The 16,245-nt window shown below is 65.6% G+C and carries 15 protein-coding genes; 5 read left to right on the plus strand and 10 right to left on the minus strand.

The features are described from left to right. Positions 1-201 precede the first annotated feature (201 nt). Positions 202-1,155, plus strand: a complete 954-nt coding sequence (locus KHP60_RS05440; RefSeq protein WP_213562549.1) for a hypothetical protein — start codon at positions 202-204, stop codon at positions 1,153-1,155. Here KHP60_RS05440 and KHP60_RS05445 read toward each other — a convergent pair. After that, positions 1,124-2,083 carry a DMT family transporter gene (locus tag KHP60_RS05445; RefSeq protein WP_213562550.1) on the minus strand — a complete coding sequence of 320 codons (960 nt, stop codon included), beginning with the start codon at positions 2,081-2,083 and terminating at the stop codon, positions 1,124-1,126. The two genes, KHP60_RS05440 and KHP60_RS05445, sit on opposite strands and share 32 nt — an antisense overlap. A gap of 69 nt (positions 2,084-2,152) precedes the next feature. Further along, a complete protein-coding gene (locus tag KHP60_RS05450) occupies positions 2,153-2,908 on the minus strand; it encodes a hypothetical protein (protein ID WP_213562551.1) in 756 nt (251 codons plus the stop codon). A 216-nt stretch (positions 2,909-3,124) separates the two neighbouring features. Between KHP60_RS05450 and KHP60_RS05455 the strand changes: the two genes are divergently transcribed. After that, complete coding sequence (locus KHP60_RS05455; protein WP_213562552.1) at positions 3,125-3,376, plus strand: hypothetical protein; 252 nt, start codon at positions 3,125-3,127, stop codon at positions 3,374-3,376. Positions 3,377-3,382: 6 nt separating this feature from the next. Here KHP60_RS05455 and KHP60_RS05460 read toward each other — a convergent pair whose 3' ends face one another. Beyond that, positions 3,383-5,161 (minus strand): SLC13 family permease, encoded by a 1,779-nt coding sequence (locus KHP60_RS05460; protein ID WP_213562553.1) that lies wholly within the window; start codon positions 5,159-5,161, stop codon positions 3,383-3,385. A 60-nt stretch (positions 5,162-5,221) separates the two neighbouring features. After that, entirely contained in the window at positions 5,222-5,686 is a 465-nt protein-coding gene (locus tag KHP60_RS05465; RefSeq protein WP_213562554.1) for a CAP domain-containing protein, read from the minus strand. A gap of 152 nt (positions 5,687-5,838) precedes the next feature. On the opposite strand from KHP60_RS05465, the gene KHP60_RS05470 reads away from it, so the two are divergent. Both KHP60_RS05470 and recQ read left to right on the plus strand, forming a co-directional pair. Further along, on the plus strand, positions 5,839-7,110 hold the full coding sequence (locus tag KHP60_RS05470; RefSeq protein ID WP_213562555.1) for a TIGR03862 family flavoprotein: 1,272 nt from the start codon (positions 5,839-5,841) through the stop codon (positions 7,108-7,110). Then, complete coding sequence (gene recQ, locus KHP60_RS05475; protein ID WP_213562556.1) at positions 7,107-8,909, plus strand: DNA helicase RecQ; 1,803 nt, start codon at positions 7,107-7,109, stop codon at positions 8,907-8,909. The genes KHP60_RS05470 and recQ overlap by 4 nt, the downstream gene beginning before the upstream one ends. 164 nt (positions 8,910-9,073) lie before the next feature. Here the strand turns inward: recQ and KHP60_RS05480 are convergent, their stop codons facing one another. The 5 genes from KHP60_RS05480 to KHP60_RS05500 form a co-directional block, all read right to left on the minus strand. Beyond that, entirely contained in the window at positions 9,074-9,514 is a 441-nt protein-coding gene (locus KHP60_RS05480) for an SRPBCC domain-containing protein (RefSeq protein ID WP_213562557.1), read from the minus strand. 11 nt (positions 9,515-9,525) lie between these two features. Next, the gene (locus KHP60_RS05485) at positions 9,526-10,665 is read right to left on the minus strand and encodes a Gfo/Idh/MocA family protein (protein ID WP_213562558.1); all 1,140 of its coding nucleotides are present in this window, start codon (positions 10,663-10,665) and stop codon (positions 9,526-9,528) included. A gap of 251 nt (positions 10,666-10,916) precedes the next feature. Further along, positions 10,917-11,702 (minus strand): ATP-binding cassette domain-containing protein, encoded by a 786-nt coding sequence (locus tag KHP60_RS05490; RefSeq protein ID WP_213562559.1) that lies wholly within the window; start codon positions 11,700-11,702, stop codon positions 10,917-10,919. Then, a complete protein-coding gene (locus KHP60_RS05495) occupies positions 11,702-12,844 on the minus strand; it encodes an ABC transporter permease (RefSeq protein WP_249688524.1) in 1,143 nt (380 codons plus the stop codon). Before KHP60_RS05495 ends, KHP60_RS05490 begins: the two co-directional genes overlap by 1 nt. Positions 12,845-12,916: 72 nt before the next feature. Then, complete coding sequence (locus KHP60_RS05500; RefSeq protein WP_213562560.1) at positions 12,917-13,858, minus strand: sugar ABC transporter substrate-binding protein; 942 nt, start codon at positions 13,856-13,858, stop codon at positions 12,917-12,919. Positions 13,859-14,124: 266 nt separating this feature from the next. On the opposite strand from KHP60_RS05500, the gene KHP60_RS05505 reads away from it, so the two are divergent. After that, on the plus strand, positions 14,125-14,988 hold the full coding sequence (locus tag KHP60_RS05505) for a MurR/RpiR family transcriptional regulator (RefSeq protein ID WP_213562615.1): 864 nt from the start codon (positions 14,125-14,127) through the stop codon (positions 14,986-14,988). Positions 14,989-15,115: 127 nt separating this feature from the next. Here the strand turns inward: KHP60_RS05505 and iolG are convergent, their stop codons facing one another. Then, positions 15,116-16,105 (minus strand): inositol 2-dehydrogenase, encoded by a 990-nt coding sequence (gene iolG / locus KHP60_RS05510; protein ID WP_213562561.1) that lies wholly within the window; start codon positions 16,103-16,105, stop codon positions 15,116-15,118. Positions 16,106-16,245 lie beyond the last annotated feature (140 nt).

Genomic DNA, 16,245 nt, shown 5'->3' on the forward strand with positions numbered 1-16,245 from the left:
GCCAGCCGGCCCCTGAAGCCACGCTTCAGGACGGCCTTCACCCTATCACAGGGCACCCCCGATCCCTAACCCCATAGATGCGATGGCAGCCATGCCCCATCAACAGGCTCGGCTGCAAAGGTCTCTTGGCTCGACGGCATAGTCGGAGCGCGCTATCTCTGGCGCTTCCCTCCGTTTCATCTTCCGTAAAGATACTCGACGATGCCCATGCTCCTGCCCCGGCTCATCGCCCTCGGCTTCCTCGGCTTTGCCTCCACGGCAGGCGCCGCCACTCTCGACGGGCTGGCCGTGGACGTGACGAATACCAGCGAACCGGTGCTCTGCGCGGAAAAGGACAATGTGGCGATCAACTTCGCCTCGTCCGAGGTGAAGCATTTCCAGATCGAGGCGGTGCATCCGGCCTATATGGGCTCCCTGCGACAGGACCGCTGGGAGCCGGACTGGACCGCCTGCGAGGACATCTCCGAGGAGACGTCGGCCAAGCCGCATCCCACCATGAGCACCCTCTACGAGGACGGCAATATCCGAATCATGGGGCTGTCGTTCACCGAGTTCTGGCGCCCGAGCGACGTCACGGTGACCATCGGCGACAAGGTCACGCACAGGATCCATCTCCTTCAATTGCTCAAGAAGCGCGGCGACAAGGCGGTGGAAGTGCTCGTCATCTATCCGGGCGACGGCTATTGGCGCATCAAGCCGCTCCCGCCCGAGCATCTGGACTGGACCTCCTACGGCTCCTCTTTCCTCGTGGGTCCGGTCGAATTCGATCAGCGGCCGGTGGTGAATCTCAAGGACGTAACCTTCGACCCGAAGACCATGACGTTCACGCTGACCCTGGCGAAGGGCGGAAAGGCACAGGTTGCCGTCAAGGCCCTCAACGAGGAGCGCATGACCTTGGACGTCGCCTTCAATCAGGGCGTCACCGGCCTGCCCTTCGCGGGCCTTCGCTCCATGTACGTGACCGAGTTCAACGCCGACGTGGCGCGCATCGCCGTACGGGAGGCAGGGGCCCGCTCCTGGCGCGAAGAGCCGATCATGAATTTTCCGGGCGCCAAGGTGACCGATGCCTGGATGGGACGGCTCGTTCCCTCGCGGCACAACACCAGCGCGCCGGACATGATGTTCAACCGTTTCCGCGCGGCGCCGGCTCCTTGATGCTGAGCCGCGCTTTCAGGCCCGACAGGAGACGGCCATCGATCAGGACGAGTCCTGCGCCGATCAGGGCCATGCCGGCCATGTGCCGCACCGCCAAGGTCTCGCCGAGGACGAGCACGCCGAGCAGGATGGCGCTGACCGGGATCAGGAAGGTCACGAGGCCTACATTGGTGGCGCCCGCCCGCGCGAGCAGGCGGAAGAAGATCAGATAGGCGAAGGCCGTCGAGACCAGGCCGAGGGCCGCCAGGGACACGATCGCCCCGGTGCTCGGCATCGACAGCGTCCAGGGCCGATCGACGATCAGTGCGGCGGGCAAGAGGATCGCGCTCGAGACCGTGACCTGTCCGGCCGCAGTCGCAAGGGGCGGGATGCCCATAGTCTTGAAGCGCCGCCCGAACACGCCGGAAAAGGCATAGGACAGGGCCGCTCCCAGGACCGCCAGCTGCGCCAGGATGCTCGCATCCAGCGAAGCGAAAGCCGCGACCCCGATCATCACCGCAACGCCGGCGAAACCCACGATCACGCCGGCGAATCGCTGCCCCGTCAGCCGCTCGTCGTCGGTCAGGTAATGCGCCACGATGACCGTGAAGAGCGGCGTCGTCGCATTGAGAATGGACGCGAGGCCGCTGGCGATATGGCTCTGCCCCCAGACGATCAGGGTGAAGGGGATGACGTTGTTGAGGATCGACATGCCGAGAAAGGCCGCCCAGACCTGACGGGTGCGCGGCAGATCCACGCCCATGAGCCTTAAGGTGAGAAGCAGCGCCGAGGCCGCCGTCACCACCCGCAGGGCCACGATGGTCAGGGGCGGCAATTCGCGAACGGCCACGCCCACGAAGAGGAAGGACCCGCCCCAGACGATCGAGAGAAGGGCCAACAGCGCCCAGTCGGACGCGGTCATGGTCTTTTGGATGGCAGCTTGTGTCATAAGGTCGTTTCCGGATCTCGCGGACCGGAATGACACAAAGACGATCGTCGCACGACCCGTTTTCTGCGGTCAGGAGAGGTCGTACCATTCCCCGTTGCTGCGGCATGCGAGCATCTCGCCCGTCCGCGTGGCCCGGCCGCCTCGCAATTCCCGCCGGACGAGGCGGCAATCGAGCGCGCCGAACGCTTTCCTGTTCGTCGGTTTCAAGCTCACCTTGCCGGAAGCCCCGGTGGACGGATTTTGCCACGCGGCGCTGGCAGCGCCTGCACCGTCCAGGATGGAGAGAATGGCCCGGGCCTCCGCGGGGCGATCCGCATCGGGAACGAGTTGCTGTGCAGCCCGCTGAGCCTCCGCCTGTGCGATGGCGGCGCTGGCCTGACCTCTCGCGGCGGCCAACTGGCTTGTCGTCATGCCGGCTGCTGCAGCCTGCATGGCGAGAGAAGGAGCCGCCGCCACCAGGCCGACGCCGCCGGTCATGGCTCCGCCGATGGCCGCCGATGCCACCGTACTGGCCATGCCGGCTGCGTGCCTGGCCATCACCAGGCTCGACTGGCGGTCGAGTTCACCGAGATAGTTCGGCCGCGCCGTGTTGCCGGCAGCGACATCGGAGAGACGTGAGGCGAATCGGCTGAAATCCACGCTCTGCGGATCCGGATCCCGCTCAGGCTGAGCGCTCTGGACCAGACCGACGGCCGTTCCGGACAGTCCGGTCGGATCCAGTCCCGTGGCGGCTCCAAGGGCAACCGATCCGGCGCCGTTCTGATTGCAGGCGGCCAGGAGGAGCACCATCGCAAGAGCGCCCGCCCCGGTTGCGATCCTGATCATGATTCGCCCCTCCTGTTAACGTTACGACATAATATAACTACAAAACCACGAAAAATGGAACACCTGCCCGGGATGGTCCGGACCATCCACAGGGAAGATCGAGGGGCGATCAAGGTTTGGTTTACGACGATGGAAAGTGCCTCTGCGCCTTTACCACTCGTTCACGGCTTTGAGGCGAACCTCTCATCCGTAATCTTGTCCCATGTAGCGCCCGCCATGACCCCGCCGCTCTCCCGCGAACCGTCCTACAGCGTCCGTCATCAGACGGTGCGGTCGAGCTTCTGCGTTCTCCCCCACGATCCCCGGCCGGCGCGGAATACCAGCTTCATCTTCGGTCGTTCGGATTCGCGCTACCGCCCGCTGCTCAATCAGGAGGAGCGGGACAGGCTGCACATCTGGGCCATGATCGTCGCGCTCTCGTCTTCCGTGGCAGGCACCACCCTGCTCCTCATGGCGATCTTCCGCTGATCCGCCTTACTGCAGCGGCCAGACCAGCATGATGAGCGGGACGCCGATCACCACCACCAGGATCGAAAGCGGCAGCCCGAGCCGCCAGTAGTCACCGAATCGGTAACCGCCCGGCCCCATCACCAGGGTGTTGCACTGATGCCCGATGGGGGTGAGAAAATCGCAGGCGGCCCCGATGGCCACCGCCATCAGAAAGGCGTCCGGTCTGAAGCCGAGCTGGGTGGCAAAGCTCGCCGCGATGGGGGCCATCACCAGCACGGTCGCGGCATTGTTGAGGAACGGCGTCACCGCCATGGCGGCCACCATGATGAGCACGAGAGCCCCGGTGGGCGGCAGCATGTTGGCGGCCGCCGAGAGCCATCCCGCGATCAGGTCCGTGCCGCCGGTCGTCCGGATCGACTCGCTGACCGGGATCAGGGCGCCGAGCATGACGATGATCGGCCACTCGATGGTCTCGTAGGCCTCGCGCAGGGTCAGGGAGCCGAACAGGACGAGAAGGACGCCCGCCCCGAAGAACGCGATGGCCACCGGCAGAATGTTGAAGGCCACGAGCACCATGGTGCCCACGAGGACGGCCGCCGGCACGAGGCTGCGCCGCGCGCTGCCAAGCCGGATCTCGCGCTCCGCCAGAGGAAGACAGCCGAGATCGCGCAGAGTATCCGGCAGGCGTCTCAGATTGCCCTGGAGGACGATGACGTCGCCCGGACGCAGGGTAATGGTGCGCAGCCGCTCCTTGAAGCGCTCGCCGCTGCGGCTGACCGCGATGAGATTGACCCCGAAGCGCTCATAGAGACCGATCTTCTCCGCGGAAACGCCGGTCAGGGTGGAACTGGGTCCGACGATGGCCTCGATGACGCCGATCTCGTCCAGCGCCTCGTCCATCTCGGGCTGGCGATGCTCCCGACTGAGCTTCAGCCCGGCCCGGGCGACGGCGCTTTCGAGGGCATCCGATTCGCCTTCCAGCATGAGCACGTCGTTCTCGCGGAGCGTCGCATCCGGCAGGGGGCTGGAGCTGCGGGTCTCGTTGCGGATGATGGCCGCCACCTTCACCTCGCCGTTGGCGAGCTTGTGCAGATCCGCCACCGTCTGGCCGATCACATCGGATTCAGGCGTGACGCGGGCCTCGGTCACGTAATCCTTGATGTTGAGCGCCGCATCGAGGGAGGCGGCGCCCTTGCGGCCCTGCGGCAGCAGACGGTAGCCGAAGGCGAGGAAGACGACGCCCGCCAGCGCGATGCCGATCCCGACCGGCGTGAAGTCGAACATGCCGAACGGTTCGCCCAGAAGCTCTTCCCTGACCCGGGACACGATGATGTTCGGCGAGGTGCCGACCAGGGTGACGATGCCGCCGAGAAGGGAGCCGAAGGCCATCGGCATGAGAAAGCTCGAAGGCGGCGTGTTCGTCCGCCGGGCGATCTGAAACGCCACGGGGATCATCATGGCCAATGCGCCGATGTTCTTCACGAAGGCGGAGAGCACCGTCACCACGCTCACCAGCACGACGACCTGGATCTGCGTTGTGCGCAGATAGGGCCCGACCCGGTTCAATCCTGCCTCGAGGATACCGGACTTCGCCATGGCGGCGCTGACCAGAAGCGCGCTCGCCACGATGATGACGATGTCGTCGCTGAAGCCTTCGAAGGCCTTGTCGGCGGGAACGATGCCGACGAGCACGGCGACGAGAAGCGACAGGACCGCCACGAGATCGTAGCGAAGGCGTCCCCAGACGAAAAGCACCATCATCCCGGCGACGATGGCGAAAGAGAGCATTTGTTGATGGGTCATGCGAAGCGCAAAGGAGAGGAACTGAGATCCTAACGCTTCGCGCTCGCGTTAGTGCCTTCATCACTGACCGAGGACGAGCGCCCAATACCGCCCGTAGCGATTGTTCGCATCCGCACGGGCGAGCCCGATCTTCCGGGCCTGCGGCATCAGGAGGTTGCTGTTGTGGCCCGGAGAGGCCTTCCAGCGCCCGATGGCCCCATCGACCGAATCCGAACCGGCCGAGAGATTCTCGGCCGAGTAGCCGATGATGCCGTATTCATTCATGCGGCTGGCGAAGCTGCCATGGCTGAGCCGGCCTGCCGCCGCGACCGCCCGCGCCTGATGCTCCGCGGCCTTGTTGAGGGACGAATCCACCGTCACCGGGCCCAAGCCCTTCGAGACGCGGTAAGCCGAGATCAGCCGCGCGGCCTCGGCGGCATCGTTCGTGGAGCTCGCCAGGACGGCGTCCTTGGGGGTGAGAGCCCAATCGCCCGCGCAGCCGGCCAGCCCCAGGGCGACGAGGCCTGAGATGAAAAGAGCACGCATCGGAAATCCCCTTCGGGCGGCGTTCAAGCGCCGCTCCCCTTGCAAAAAGTGCCTGTGGCGTTCATGTGCAGAAGCCATGAACCCGATGACGCTCCATGCCATGTTGAAGCGCGAGGGTCCAGATTCCACGTCCTCCCGCGTCAGCTGACCGCATGTCCTCAAGCTCCTCCCCTCCCGAAGTCGCCATCGTCGGCGGCGGCCCCGCCGGCCTGATCGCCGCGGAGATGCTTGGGCGCGCAGGGCTCGCCGTCACCGTCTACGACCGGATGCCGTCCGTAGGCCGAAAGCTCCTCATGGCAGGCCGGGGCGGCCTGAACCTGACCCATTCGGAAGAGTTCGAGCGCTTCGCCACCCGTTACGCCGAGGCCCAGGCGCCATTGCGGCCCCTGATCGAGGCCTTCCGCCCGGAGGATCTGCGCGCCTGGAGCGAGGGCTTGGGACAGGAGACCTTCGTGGGCTCCAGCGGCCGCGTCTTTCCGAAGGCCTTCAAGGCCTCTCCCCTCCTGCGCGCCTGGCTGTCGCGGCTCGAGAGCCTCGGCGTCCGCTTCGCGCCGCGCCACCGTTGGCAGGGTTTCGACGAGGACGGCGCTCTGATCTTCACCGACGCGGCCGGAGAGCCGCTGCGGGTCAGGCCTGCTGCCACCATCCTGGCGCTCGGCGGCGCGAGCTGGCCCCGGCTCGGCTCCGATGGAACCTGGGTGGAGCTGCTGTCCCGGCGCGGCATCGCGATCTCTCCCCTGCGTCCCGCCAATGTGGGTTTCATCCTCCCCTGGTCCCACGTCATGCGCAGCCGCTTCGAAGGCGAGCCCCTGAAGCGAGTGGCCCTGACCTTCGAGGGCAGAACCGTGAGGGGAGAGGCCATCGTGACGGCGGACGGGATCGAAGGCGGGGCGGTCTATGCCCTCTCGGCCAGGCTCCGCGACGCCATCGAGCGGACGGGCGGCGCCACGCTGCACCTGGATCTGCGGCCCGATCTGTCCGAGGAGGTCCTGGTGACGCGCCTGGGCGCTCCGCGAAAGGGCCAGTCGGCCTCCACCTTCCTGCGCAAGGCCGGCGGCCTCAGCCCCGTCGCGATCGCATTGCTGCGGGAGGCTTCGCCATCCCTTCCGCTCGAGCCTGGGGCGCTGGCCCGCCTGATCAAGGCCGTGCCCCTGACGCTGGCGGGCACGAAGTCCCTCGACCGGGCCATCTCCACCGCCGGCGGCGTGCCGTTCGGCGAGGTGGACGAGCACCTGATGCTGCGCCGGATGCCGGGGGTCTTCGTGGCCGGCGAGATGCTGGACTGGGAGGCGCCCACCGGCGGCTACCTCCTCCAGGCGACCTTCGCCACCGGCCTTGCCGCAGCCCGCGGGGTGCTGGCGCGCTTGCAGATTCCCGATGCCGCATTGACGGGAAGCCTCTCCTCGGCCACACGGCAGACGTGATCGATCCCGCCAAGATTCTCCACGACGTTTTCGGCTTCCCCTCCTTCCGCGAAGGACAGGAGGAGATCGTGCGCGCCGTGCTGGCCGGCGAGGACGTTCTGGCCGTCATGCCCACGGGTGCGGGCAAGTCCCTGTGCTTTCAGCTGCCGACCCTCGCCCGCCAGGGGCTGACGCTCGTGGTCTCGCCTCTCATCGCCCTCATGCGTGATCAGGTGGCGGCCCTGCGCCATTTCGGCATCGAAGCGGGCAGCCTCAACTCCGCCAACGATCCGGAGGAGAATCGCCGCGTGGTCGACGCGGTGCGCGACCGCCGCATGCGCATTCTCTACGCCTCGCCCGAGCGCCTCGCCAACACTGGCACGACCGAGTGGCTGGGCCGGGCCGGTGTGAACCTGCTCGCCATCGACGAGGCCCATTGCGTCTCGCAATGGGGGCACGATTTCAGGCCCGAATACGCCATGCTCGGCGAGGTGCGCCAGCGGCTCGGCAATGTGCAGACCATCGCGCTGACCGCGACCGCCGATGTGGCGACGCGCAGCGACATCATGCACCGGCTGTTCGAGCAGGAGCCGCGCCTCTTCATCCATGGATTCGACCGGCCGAACCTGCGCCTTGCCATGCAGTCGAAGGAGAATTCCAAGCGCCAGCTCTTCTCCTTCCTCGACAAGCACCGCCACGAGAGCGGCATCGTCTATTGCTCGTCCCGCAACGCCACCGAACGGCTGGCGGATTCGTTGAGCCAGGCCGGTTACCGCGCCCTGCCCTACCATGCCGGCATGGCGCAACAGGATCGCGCCAAGAACCAGGACATCTTCCTCCAGGAGGACGGTGTCGTGATGGTGGCGACCGTCGCCTTCGGCATGGGCATCGACAAGCCGGACGTGCGCTTTGTCGCCCATGCGGCCCTGCCGAAATCCATCGAGGCCTATTACCAGGAGATCGGCCGCGCCGGCCGCGACGGCGCGCCGGCCGACACGCTCACCCTCTACGGCCTCGACGACATGCGCCTGCGTCGCCTGCAGATCGAGGAGAGCGATGCGGCGGACGAGCAGAAGCGCGTCGAACGCCAGAGGCTCAATGCGCTCGTCGCCCTGTGCGAAGCCCCACGCTGCCGGCGCCAGACCCTTCTCGCCTATTTCGGCGAGAGCACCGACCCTTGCGGGAATTGCGATCTGTGCATCGACGGCGTCATGTCCTTCGACGGCACCATCGAGGCGCAGAAGATTCTCTCGGCCATCGTGCGCACGGGCGAGCGCTTCGGCACGGAGCATCTCATCAGCATCCTCGTGGGCGAGGAGACGGATTCCATCCGCCGCTTCGGCCACGACAAGCTGAAGACGTTCGGGGTCGGCAACGACCGGGCGAAGACCGAATGGCGCTCGCTCCTGCGGCAGATCTATGCGGCGGGCCTGATCGGACTGGAACTGGCGGAATACGGACGCTGGACGCTGACGGACAAAGGCGTGGCCGTTCTCAAGGGCCAGGAACGGATCGAGCTGCGCTCCGACGTGCTCATGAAACCCGCCGAGCGCCGCCGCAGGCGTGGACGCATGGAAGCGGAATCCGTGGTGCCGTCCGACGATCCGCTGCTCCTCGACCTGAAAGGCCTGCGCACGCGGCTTGCCAAGGAAGAAGGCGTGCCGGCCTACGTGATCTTCTCCGACCGCAGCCTGATCGACATGGCGGCCAAGCGGCCGACGACAGTGCGTGCCTTCGGCGAGGTCCATGGTGTAGGACAGGCCAAGCTCGACCGCTACGCGGATGCGTTCCTCGAGGTTCTGAAGGCGCACGCGGCCTGACGACAGCTGAGCTGCACATCGCATCTCCACCTACACAAACCTCATCCTGAGGAGCAGACGGAGTCTGCGTCTCGAAGGAGGTTCCAGTGCACTCTTGATCCTCCTTCGAGACGGCGCTGCGCGCCTCCTCAGGATGAGGTGAGAGGTAGGTTGGGAGCGGAACTTTAACGTTCGAGATATGATTCCAGATCCCGCAGGTGGTGATGCCAGCCCGCTGCATGCTGCTCGATCAGCCGCTGCCTCCTGTCGGCCGGAAGAACCGACCAGCCTCGGTGCTCCAGGCGCAGGAGCGTCTTCGCTTCGGCAACCGGATCGAGAACCATGGACACCTGGGTGGGTTGCGGCCAGTCCTCGCCGGCCCATGACAGTTCGAGGAATTCCGGCGGCTCGAATCGGCTCACGGTTCCAGTGGTGACAACCGTTCGACCGGTTTCGTCCGTCGATTCCTCCCGGAAGGCGCCGCCGGCTTTCGCATCGAGGCGCACATGGTCGCCCCACCAGGATGCGATGGCGTCCGGGGCGGTCAAGGCTGCCCAGATCTGGTGCGGGGCCTTCCCGATATCGTATTCGATGACGATCCGATCCGCCGTTGTCCCGACTTTCATGGTCGAACTCCTCAAGCGGCCTGTCTGTCCCCACCCGTTGCGATGTCGACCCAAACGCCGGAATGCGCGCTTCTCGCAATCGCATCCACGGCCCGCTCGATGCGGATGCCGTCGTCGAACGTGATCAGATGGGCGGCCTCCCCATCGATGCGGCGGATCAGCTCCCGGCATTCGACGATCTTCAGATCGTTGAAACCGAGCCCGTGTCCCGGCGCGGGGATGAATTTATCATAAGGCGAGTGATGCGGGGAGGTCAGGATCGTGCGGAACCCTTGCGTCTCTCCTGCTCCGTCGGTCGTGTAGAGCTGGACCTCGTTCATGCGTTCCTGGTCAAAGACGATGGTGCCTTTGGAGCCGAAGAGCTGGACGAAGATTCGGCCCTTGCGGCCCCAGGCCGAGCGGTTGAGCGCGATCGCACCGGAGGCGCCATTGTCGAGCTCGATCAGCGTGGTGGCGATGTCATAGGTCTCGACCGAGCGGCGGCCGCCATCCTTCACGGGGCGATCCGCGTAAGGTTTCGCCATATGCCCGCAGACACGGCGCACGCCGCCGAACAGGATCCAGATCAGGCTCAACGCATGGACGCCGAAATCGTCGAGGGCGCCATGGCCGGAACTCGCCTCGCTCTTCCAGTAGAAGAGCTCCTCGGGGTTCGCCATGAAATCCTCATCCATCTCGACGCGTACATGATTAACCTCGCCGATCCGGCCCTCGTCGAGGAGGCGGCGGATCAGACGGACGATGGGGTTCTGGATGTAGTTGTAACCGAGCGCCGCCACCTTGCCGGACGCACGAGCCGCGGCGAGCATCCGCTCCGCATCGGGCAGGCGCGTTGCCATGGGCTTCTCGCACCAGACATGCTTGCCCGCCTCCAGCGCCGCGATCGCCATCTCGGGATGGAAGGCGTTGGGCGTGGTGATCGACACCACATCGACCGCAGGATCGGTGACGAGGGAACGCCAGTCGCCGGTGGCGCGCGCGAAGCCGAGCTCGCGCGCTTTCCTCTCGGCCAGATCCTGCGAGGCTTCCGCCAAAACCGCAAGGCGTGGCCGTTCCACATCGCCGAAGACGGCAGCTACGGCGTTCCAGGCCAGGGCATGGCACTTGCCCATATAACCCGTGCCGATGAGGCCGATGCCGAGACCTGTCATGTGTCATGCTCCTGACTTGATATGAATGCCTTCATCCTGAGAGGCTGGCTCGGTATTCGGCCTCCCTCGCCGTCATGGCCGGGCGTGTCCCGGCCATCCCGGTAGGAAGAGCGCTACGCGACTCATTCCATCGGGATCACCGACACAAGGCCGGTGATGACGGGAAGAGATCGCGGGCCCTTTATCAGTCAGCCTCTGCGGAAGTCGCGCAGCAGGCTCCTCGGGATGGGGGTTGGGCTAGATGTGATCTCTCAAACCATCCCACCGAGTTCCGCCGACACCGCCTGCAGTTCCTTGCCGCCGGCCATGAGGTTCTGCAGCTCGTCGATCTGGATCTGCGACTTCTCGTAGGTGCCCAGCGTCTTGCCCCGGTTGAGCACCGTGAAGCGGTCGCCCACCGCGTAAGCGTGACGGACGTTGTGCGTGATGAAGATGACGCCGAGGCCCTTGCTCCGCACCTGGTGGATGTATTTGAGCACCATGGAGGTCTGCGCCACGCCCAGCGCCGAAGTGGGCTCGTCGAGGATCAGCACCTTCGCGCCGAAATAAACCGCCCGCGCAATGGCCACGCATTGGCGCTCGCCGCCGGACAACGTGCCGACGGCCTGATGGGGATCGCGCACGTCGATGCCGATCTTGTGCATCTCCTCGCGCGTGACCTCGTCGCAATGATCGAAATCCACATTGCGGAACGGCCAGATGCCCTTGACCGGCTCGCGGCCCATGAAGAAGTTGCGCGTGACCGACATGAGCGGGATCATCGCAAGATCCTGATAGACCGTCGCAATGCCCGCATCGAGCGCATCGCGCGGGCTGGCGAAGGCCACCGGCCGCCCTTCGACCAGGAACTCGCCCGAGGTCGGCCTGTGCACGCCGGCAAGCGTCTTGATGAGCGTGGACTTGCCGGCGCCGTTGTCGCCGAGCAGGCACATGACCTCGCCGCGATGGACGGTGAGCGACACGCCCGACAGCGCGATCACCGAGCCGAAGTGCTTGACGAGGTTGCGGATGTCGATGAGGGGAGCTTCTGTGTCCATCAGCGTTCTCCCGTCACTTTGCGCCGGATGAAGTTGTTGAACAGCACCGCGAGCAGCAGCATGGCGCCGAGGAAGACCTGGAACCAGTCGGAATCGAACCTCGTATAGGTGAGGCCGATGGACACCATGCCGAAGATGATGGCGCCGAAGAATGCCCCGATGGCCGAGCCGTAGCCGCCGGTCAGGAGGCAGCCGCCGATCACCGCCGCGATGATGGCCTCGAACTCCTTCTGGAAGCCGCGCCGCGCATCGGTCGAGCCCGCATCGAGCACGGTGAGAATGGCCACGAGAGCGGCCGCACAGGCGGTGAGCATGAAGAGCGCGGTCTTGACCCGGTCCACCGGCACGCCCGAATTGCGCGCCGCATTGGCATCCCCGCCTGCCGCGAAGATCCAGTTGCCGGCGCGGGTGCGCAGAAGCAGCCAAGTCGCCACAAGCGCGAAGCCGATGAACCAGACGATGGAGACCGGCATCCCCGTCACGGTGGGCGTGCCGTTCGGGAACTTGGCGATGACGTCGTGCGCCGCGAGCCAGGAGAACACCCCCTCGAAGGCATTCCCCGAGAAGAGTTCGCGGATGATGCCCTCGCCTGCCTGATCGCCGATGCCGCGCATCTGCGTCGAGCCGCCGGTCGCCCATTTCAGGCCGACGAGCGAAAGGCCGCGCAGGATGAACAGAAAGGCGAGCGTGACGATGAAGGAAGGCAGCCTGGTGCGGATCACCATCTGGCCGTTCAGGCCGCCGAGCACGGCGGCCACGACGAGGGTGGCGGCAATCGCAAGGGGCAAGGACCAGCCGCTGAGCGTGATGAAGGCCCCGAAGATCAGGCCCGTGAAGGCCACCATCGAGCCGATGGAGAGATCGAACTCGCCGCCGATCATCAGAAGGGCGGCCGCGATGGCGAGGATGCCGAGCTGCGAGGCCGGCGACAGGATATTCATGATGCCCGCGAGCGTGAACATGGACGCATCGGCGGTGGAGAGAAAGAAGATCGCGACGAGGACGAGACCGGCAAGAGCGCCGAGTTCGGGACGCCGCATGATCTTGGTGAGGAGGGAGACCTCCCTCAGGCGCTCATCCTGGATCTTCTTTACGGCGGGAGCCGGAGACAGATCTGCGGTCGGCTGAGTGGTGTTCACCATGGGCGCCTCCCCGAATGGATGCGTGTAAACGAGAAGCCCGCGGTCATGGCGACCGCGGGCTCTGAGCAATCGTTAGCGGATGCCCTTGGCGGACAGCTCGACCACCTGATTGGCCTTTTCCTTCGTGATCAGGTTCGGGCCCGAGGCGACGTCACCGCCCGGCATCAGGCCATACTTGGCGTAGTTCGCCAGGAACACCACCGGCAGATAGCCCTGCAGGTACTGCTGCTGGTCGATGGCGAAGACCGCCTCGCCGCTCGCAACCGACTTGAGGAACCCGGCCGACATGTCGAAGGTGGCGACCCGGATGGCGCCCGTCTTGCCGGCTTCCTTCACGGCCGCGACCGAGGGCTCGCCCGCCGTGCCGGCGCCGAGCGCCAGGATCGTGTCGACCGAGGCGTCAGAGGCGACCGCCGCCTTCACCTTGGCGCGGATATCGGCCGGATCGTTGGTGACCGGCAGGACCGTCACCTTGCCGCCGAACCCTTCCATGAAGCCCTTGCAGCGCAGATCGAGCGACACGTTGCCGACCTCCTGGTTCACGCACAAGCCGACCTTGCCGCCCATCTCCTTGAGCTTGGCACCGGCGATGCGCCCGGCCTCGACTTCGTCCTGACCCACATGGAGCAGGGCGCCGAGCTTCTTCGACACGTCGGAGCCGGAATTCATGGAGATCACCGGGATGCCGGCGGCCACCGCCTTCTGGATCGACGGGCCAAGCGCCGAGGCATCGGGGATCGAGACGATCAGGCCGGCCGGCTTCTGGTTCACGGCCGCGTCGATGAGCTGGCCCATGGCGACCATGTCGAAGGTTTCGGGCGCACGGTAATCGACCTGGACCTTCATGTCCTGGCCGGCTGCCGCCACGCCGTTCTTGACCACGGACCAGAACGGATCGTTGGCCTGACCGTGGCTGACCACGATGATGCGGGAATTCTGCTGCGCCGCGACCGGGGCGGCGGTGGCGAGGGTCAGGGCTGCTGCGGCAGCCAGACCGGTAACGAACGATTTCATGTGCTTCCTCCCGATTGGTATCTTCTGTCAGCAACCTGCCAAAGTTTTGACCGTATCGACCGCTGCGGCCGACAGGCTGCTGACGCCAGTTGCCAAAGAGCTACCAATGAATCGAAGAGCGAATCATCCGTTTCAAGGCGTTCTCTCCGGCTGTTCGGTCGTCCGATAGAACGGAACGCCAGAACCTTTTTTGTTTATATATTGGAATTTTTATTCCATTTTTGTAGGATCGGTGTCAAGGCCGATCTGGAGCCCTGGGCTTGGGCATGGAGAGTGACAGGAGCATGGGCGAGGCAGCAGCGGCCACATCGGAGGCGCCTGACAATTTCGATGGCTTGCGGTCACTTCTGCTCAGCCGTCATGATGCGATGCCCAAACGGCTGAAGCAGCTTGCCGCCTTCGCCCTGCAGCATCCGGAGGACGTGGCGTTCGGAACGGTGGCGGGCATTGCCGAGCATGCCGGCGTGCAGCCCTCCACCCTCGTGCGCTTCGCCAAAAGCCTCGGCTATGACGGCTTCTCCCACCTGCAGCAGATTTTCCGCGATCGCCTGCGGGAGCGCTTTCCTGATTACCGCGAGCGCCTGAGGGGCCTGCGCGATGCCGAGGGACATCACGTTCATGCGGTGTCCCTGCTCGAAGGCTTCACCAATGCCGCAGCCGTCTCCCTGGAGCGGATGCAGGCTTCAGTGCGCCCTGAGGAACTGTCCCGCGCCATAGAGACCCTGGCCAAGGCCGATACCGTCTACCTGCTTGGCGCCCGCCGGGTGTTTCCGGTCATCGCCTATTGCGCCTATGCCTTCGGCAAGCTCGGCATGCGTGCCATCCTCATCGATCATGTGGGCCAGCTCGGGCCCGAGCAGCTCGCCATCGCCACCAAGCGCGACGCGGTGCTCGCCATCAGCTTCACGCCCTATGCGCCCGTCACGGCCGATCTCGCCGCGGCGGCCGCGCAGCGCAATGTGCCGGTGGTGGCGATCACGGATTCGGCCTTCAGCCCGCTGGTGACCAATGCCGACGTCTGGCTCGAAGTGGCGGAGGCCGATTTCGGCGCCTTCCGATCGCTCTCCGCTTCGTTCGCCCTGGCCATGGCGCTGGCGGTGGGCACGGCGGAGAAGCGGGCGGAGGGGTAACGCTCCTCATCCAGACGGAGATGGCTTCCACTCATCTTCGTCATGGCCGAGTTTATCCCGGCCATGACGATCCTGTGAAGCGCTGTGCCAGCGTCACCGGCACAAGTCCAGTGGCGACGGAGGGAGGTTAAAGCCGTACCGGCTTCCCGCTCCGTGCCGATTCCGTTGCGGCATCTGCAAGCCGCTGGGCCATGAGACCGTCGCGACCGGTGGGGTTGCACGGCTTGCCGTCGCGGACGGCGTTCAGGAACGAGGTGAGCTCGTCGCGATAGGCGTCCGCATAGCGCTCCAGAAAGAAGTCCTGCACCGGGTCGGCGGTGATGCCCGTCGCATTCGCCACTTCCACCGTCGTGCGGTGGATGTTGCCGGCGCGGATCATGCCCTTGGAGCCATGGACTTCGACGCGCTGGTCATACCCGTAAGTGGCGCGGCGGGAGTTGGAGATCTGCACGATCCGGCCTTTGGCCGTCTTCAGCATCACGGCGGCCGTGTCCACGTCGCCGGCCTGGCCGATGGCCGGATCCACGAGGGAGGACCCGACTGCGTGCACTTCCACCGGCTCATCGTCCAGCAGCAGGAAGCGGGCCATGTCGAGATCGTGGATCATCATGTCCCGGAAGAGACCGCCGGAGGTCGCGATGTAGCTCACCGGGGGCGGGCCGGGATCGCGGGAGAGGATCGTGACGAGCTCCACCTCGCCCACTTCGCCGTCGGCGAGGCGGCGGCGCAAGGACGCGAAATTCGGATCGAAGCGGCGGTTGAACCCGATCATCAGCGGCGTGCCTGCCTTCTCGACCGTGGCGAGGCAGGTCTCGATGCGCTCGCTCGAGAGATCGACCGGCTTCTCGCAGAACACGGCCTTGCCGGCGCGCGCGCCACGCTCGATCAGATCGGCATGTGTCGTGGTCGGCGTGCAGATGAGGATGGCGTCCACGTCCGGGCGCTCGACGATCGCGTCGAGCGCCGCGACCTCCGCACCCGTCGCGGCCGCCAGCTCCTGCGCGGAAGGCGCGTGCGGATCGGCCACCGCCACGAGGCGGGCATCCGGATGATTGGCGGCGTTGCGCCCGTGAATGCGGCCGATGCGGCCGGCGCCCAGTACGGCGATCCTGATCATGTTTCCCCCTGATCCTTTGCCGGCTCACGGCAAATTTGGAATTGATATTCCAGCATAAGCTGGTAATAGAATAAACGTTCTATAACGGCAAGAGCCAAGCGCGGCTCTCACACGGTTTATAAGACCGGGAGCGGGAGGAC

This window comes from Microvirga sp. 3-52, from assembly GCF_018383585.1.
Taxonomy (GTDB): Bacteria; Pseudomonadota; Alphaproteobacteria; order Rhizobiales; family Beijerinckiaceae; genus Microvirga.

What these genes read in the sequence shown, in the direction of transcription:
- KHP60_RS05505 (WP_213562615.1), top strand. Translation starts at nt 14,125, where the DNA reads ATGGAGAGTGACAGGAGCATGGGCGAGGCAGCAGCGGCCACATCGGAG.
- KHP60_RS05460 (WP_213562553.1), bottom strand. Translation starts at nt 5,161, where the DNA reads ATGACCCATCAACAAATGCTCTCTTTCGCCATCGTCGCCGGGATGATG.
- KHP60_RS05455 (WP_213562552.1), top strand. Translation starts at nt 3,125, where the DNA reads ATGACCCCGCCGCTCTCCCGCGAACCGTCCTACAGCGTCCGTCATCAG.
- KHP60_RS05450 (WP_213562551.1), bottom strand. Translation starts at nt 2,908, where the DNA reads ATGATCAGGATCGCAACCGGGGCGGGCGCTCTTGCGATGGTGCTCCTC.
- KHP60_RS05495 (WP_249688524.1), bottom strand. Translation starts at nt 12,844, where the DNA reads ATGGTGAACACCACTCAGCCGACCGCAGATCTGTCTCCGGCTCCCGCC.
- KHP60_RS05465 (WP_213562554.1), bottom strand. Translation starts at nt 5,686, where the DNA reads ATGCGTGCTCTTTTCATCTCAGGCCTCGTCGCCCTGGGGCTGGCCGGC.
- KHP60_RS05485 (WP_213562558.1), bottom strand. Translation starts at nt 10,665, where the DNA reads ATGACAGGTCTCGGCATCGGCCTCATCGGCACGGGTTATATGGGCAAG.
- KHP60_RS05440 (WP_213562549.1), top strand. Translation starts at nt 202, where the DNA reads ATGCCCATGCTCCTGCCCCGGCTCATCGCCCTCGGCTTCCTCGGCTTT.
- KHP60_RS05470 (WP_213562555.1), top strand. Translation starts at nt 5,839, where the DNA reads ATGTCCTCAAGCTCCTCCCCTCCCGAAGTCGCCATCGTCGGCGGCGGC.
- KHP60_RS05490 (WP_213562559.1), bottom strand. Translation starts at nt 11,702, where the DNA reads ATGGACACAGAAGCTCCCCTCATCGACATCCGCAACCTCGTCAAGCAC.
- iolG (WP_213562561.1), bottom strand. Translation starts at nt 16,105, where the DNA reads ATGATCAGGATCGCCGTACTGGGCGCCGGCCGCATCGGCCGCATTCAC.
- KHP60_RS05500 (WP_213562560.1), bottom strand. Translation starts at nt 13,858, where the DNA reads ATGAAATCGTTCGTTACCGGTCTGGCTGCCGCAGCAGCCCTGACCCTC.
- KHP60_RS05445 (WP_213562550.1), bottom strand. Translation starts at nt 2,083, where the DNA reads ATGACACAAGCTGCCATCCAAAAGACCATGACCGCGTCCGACTGGGCG.
- KHP60_RS05480 (WP_213562557.1), bottom strand. Translation starts at nt 9,514, where the DNA reads ATGAAAGTCGGGACAACGGCGGATCGGATCGTCATCGAATACGATATC.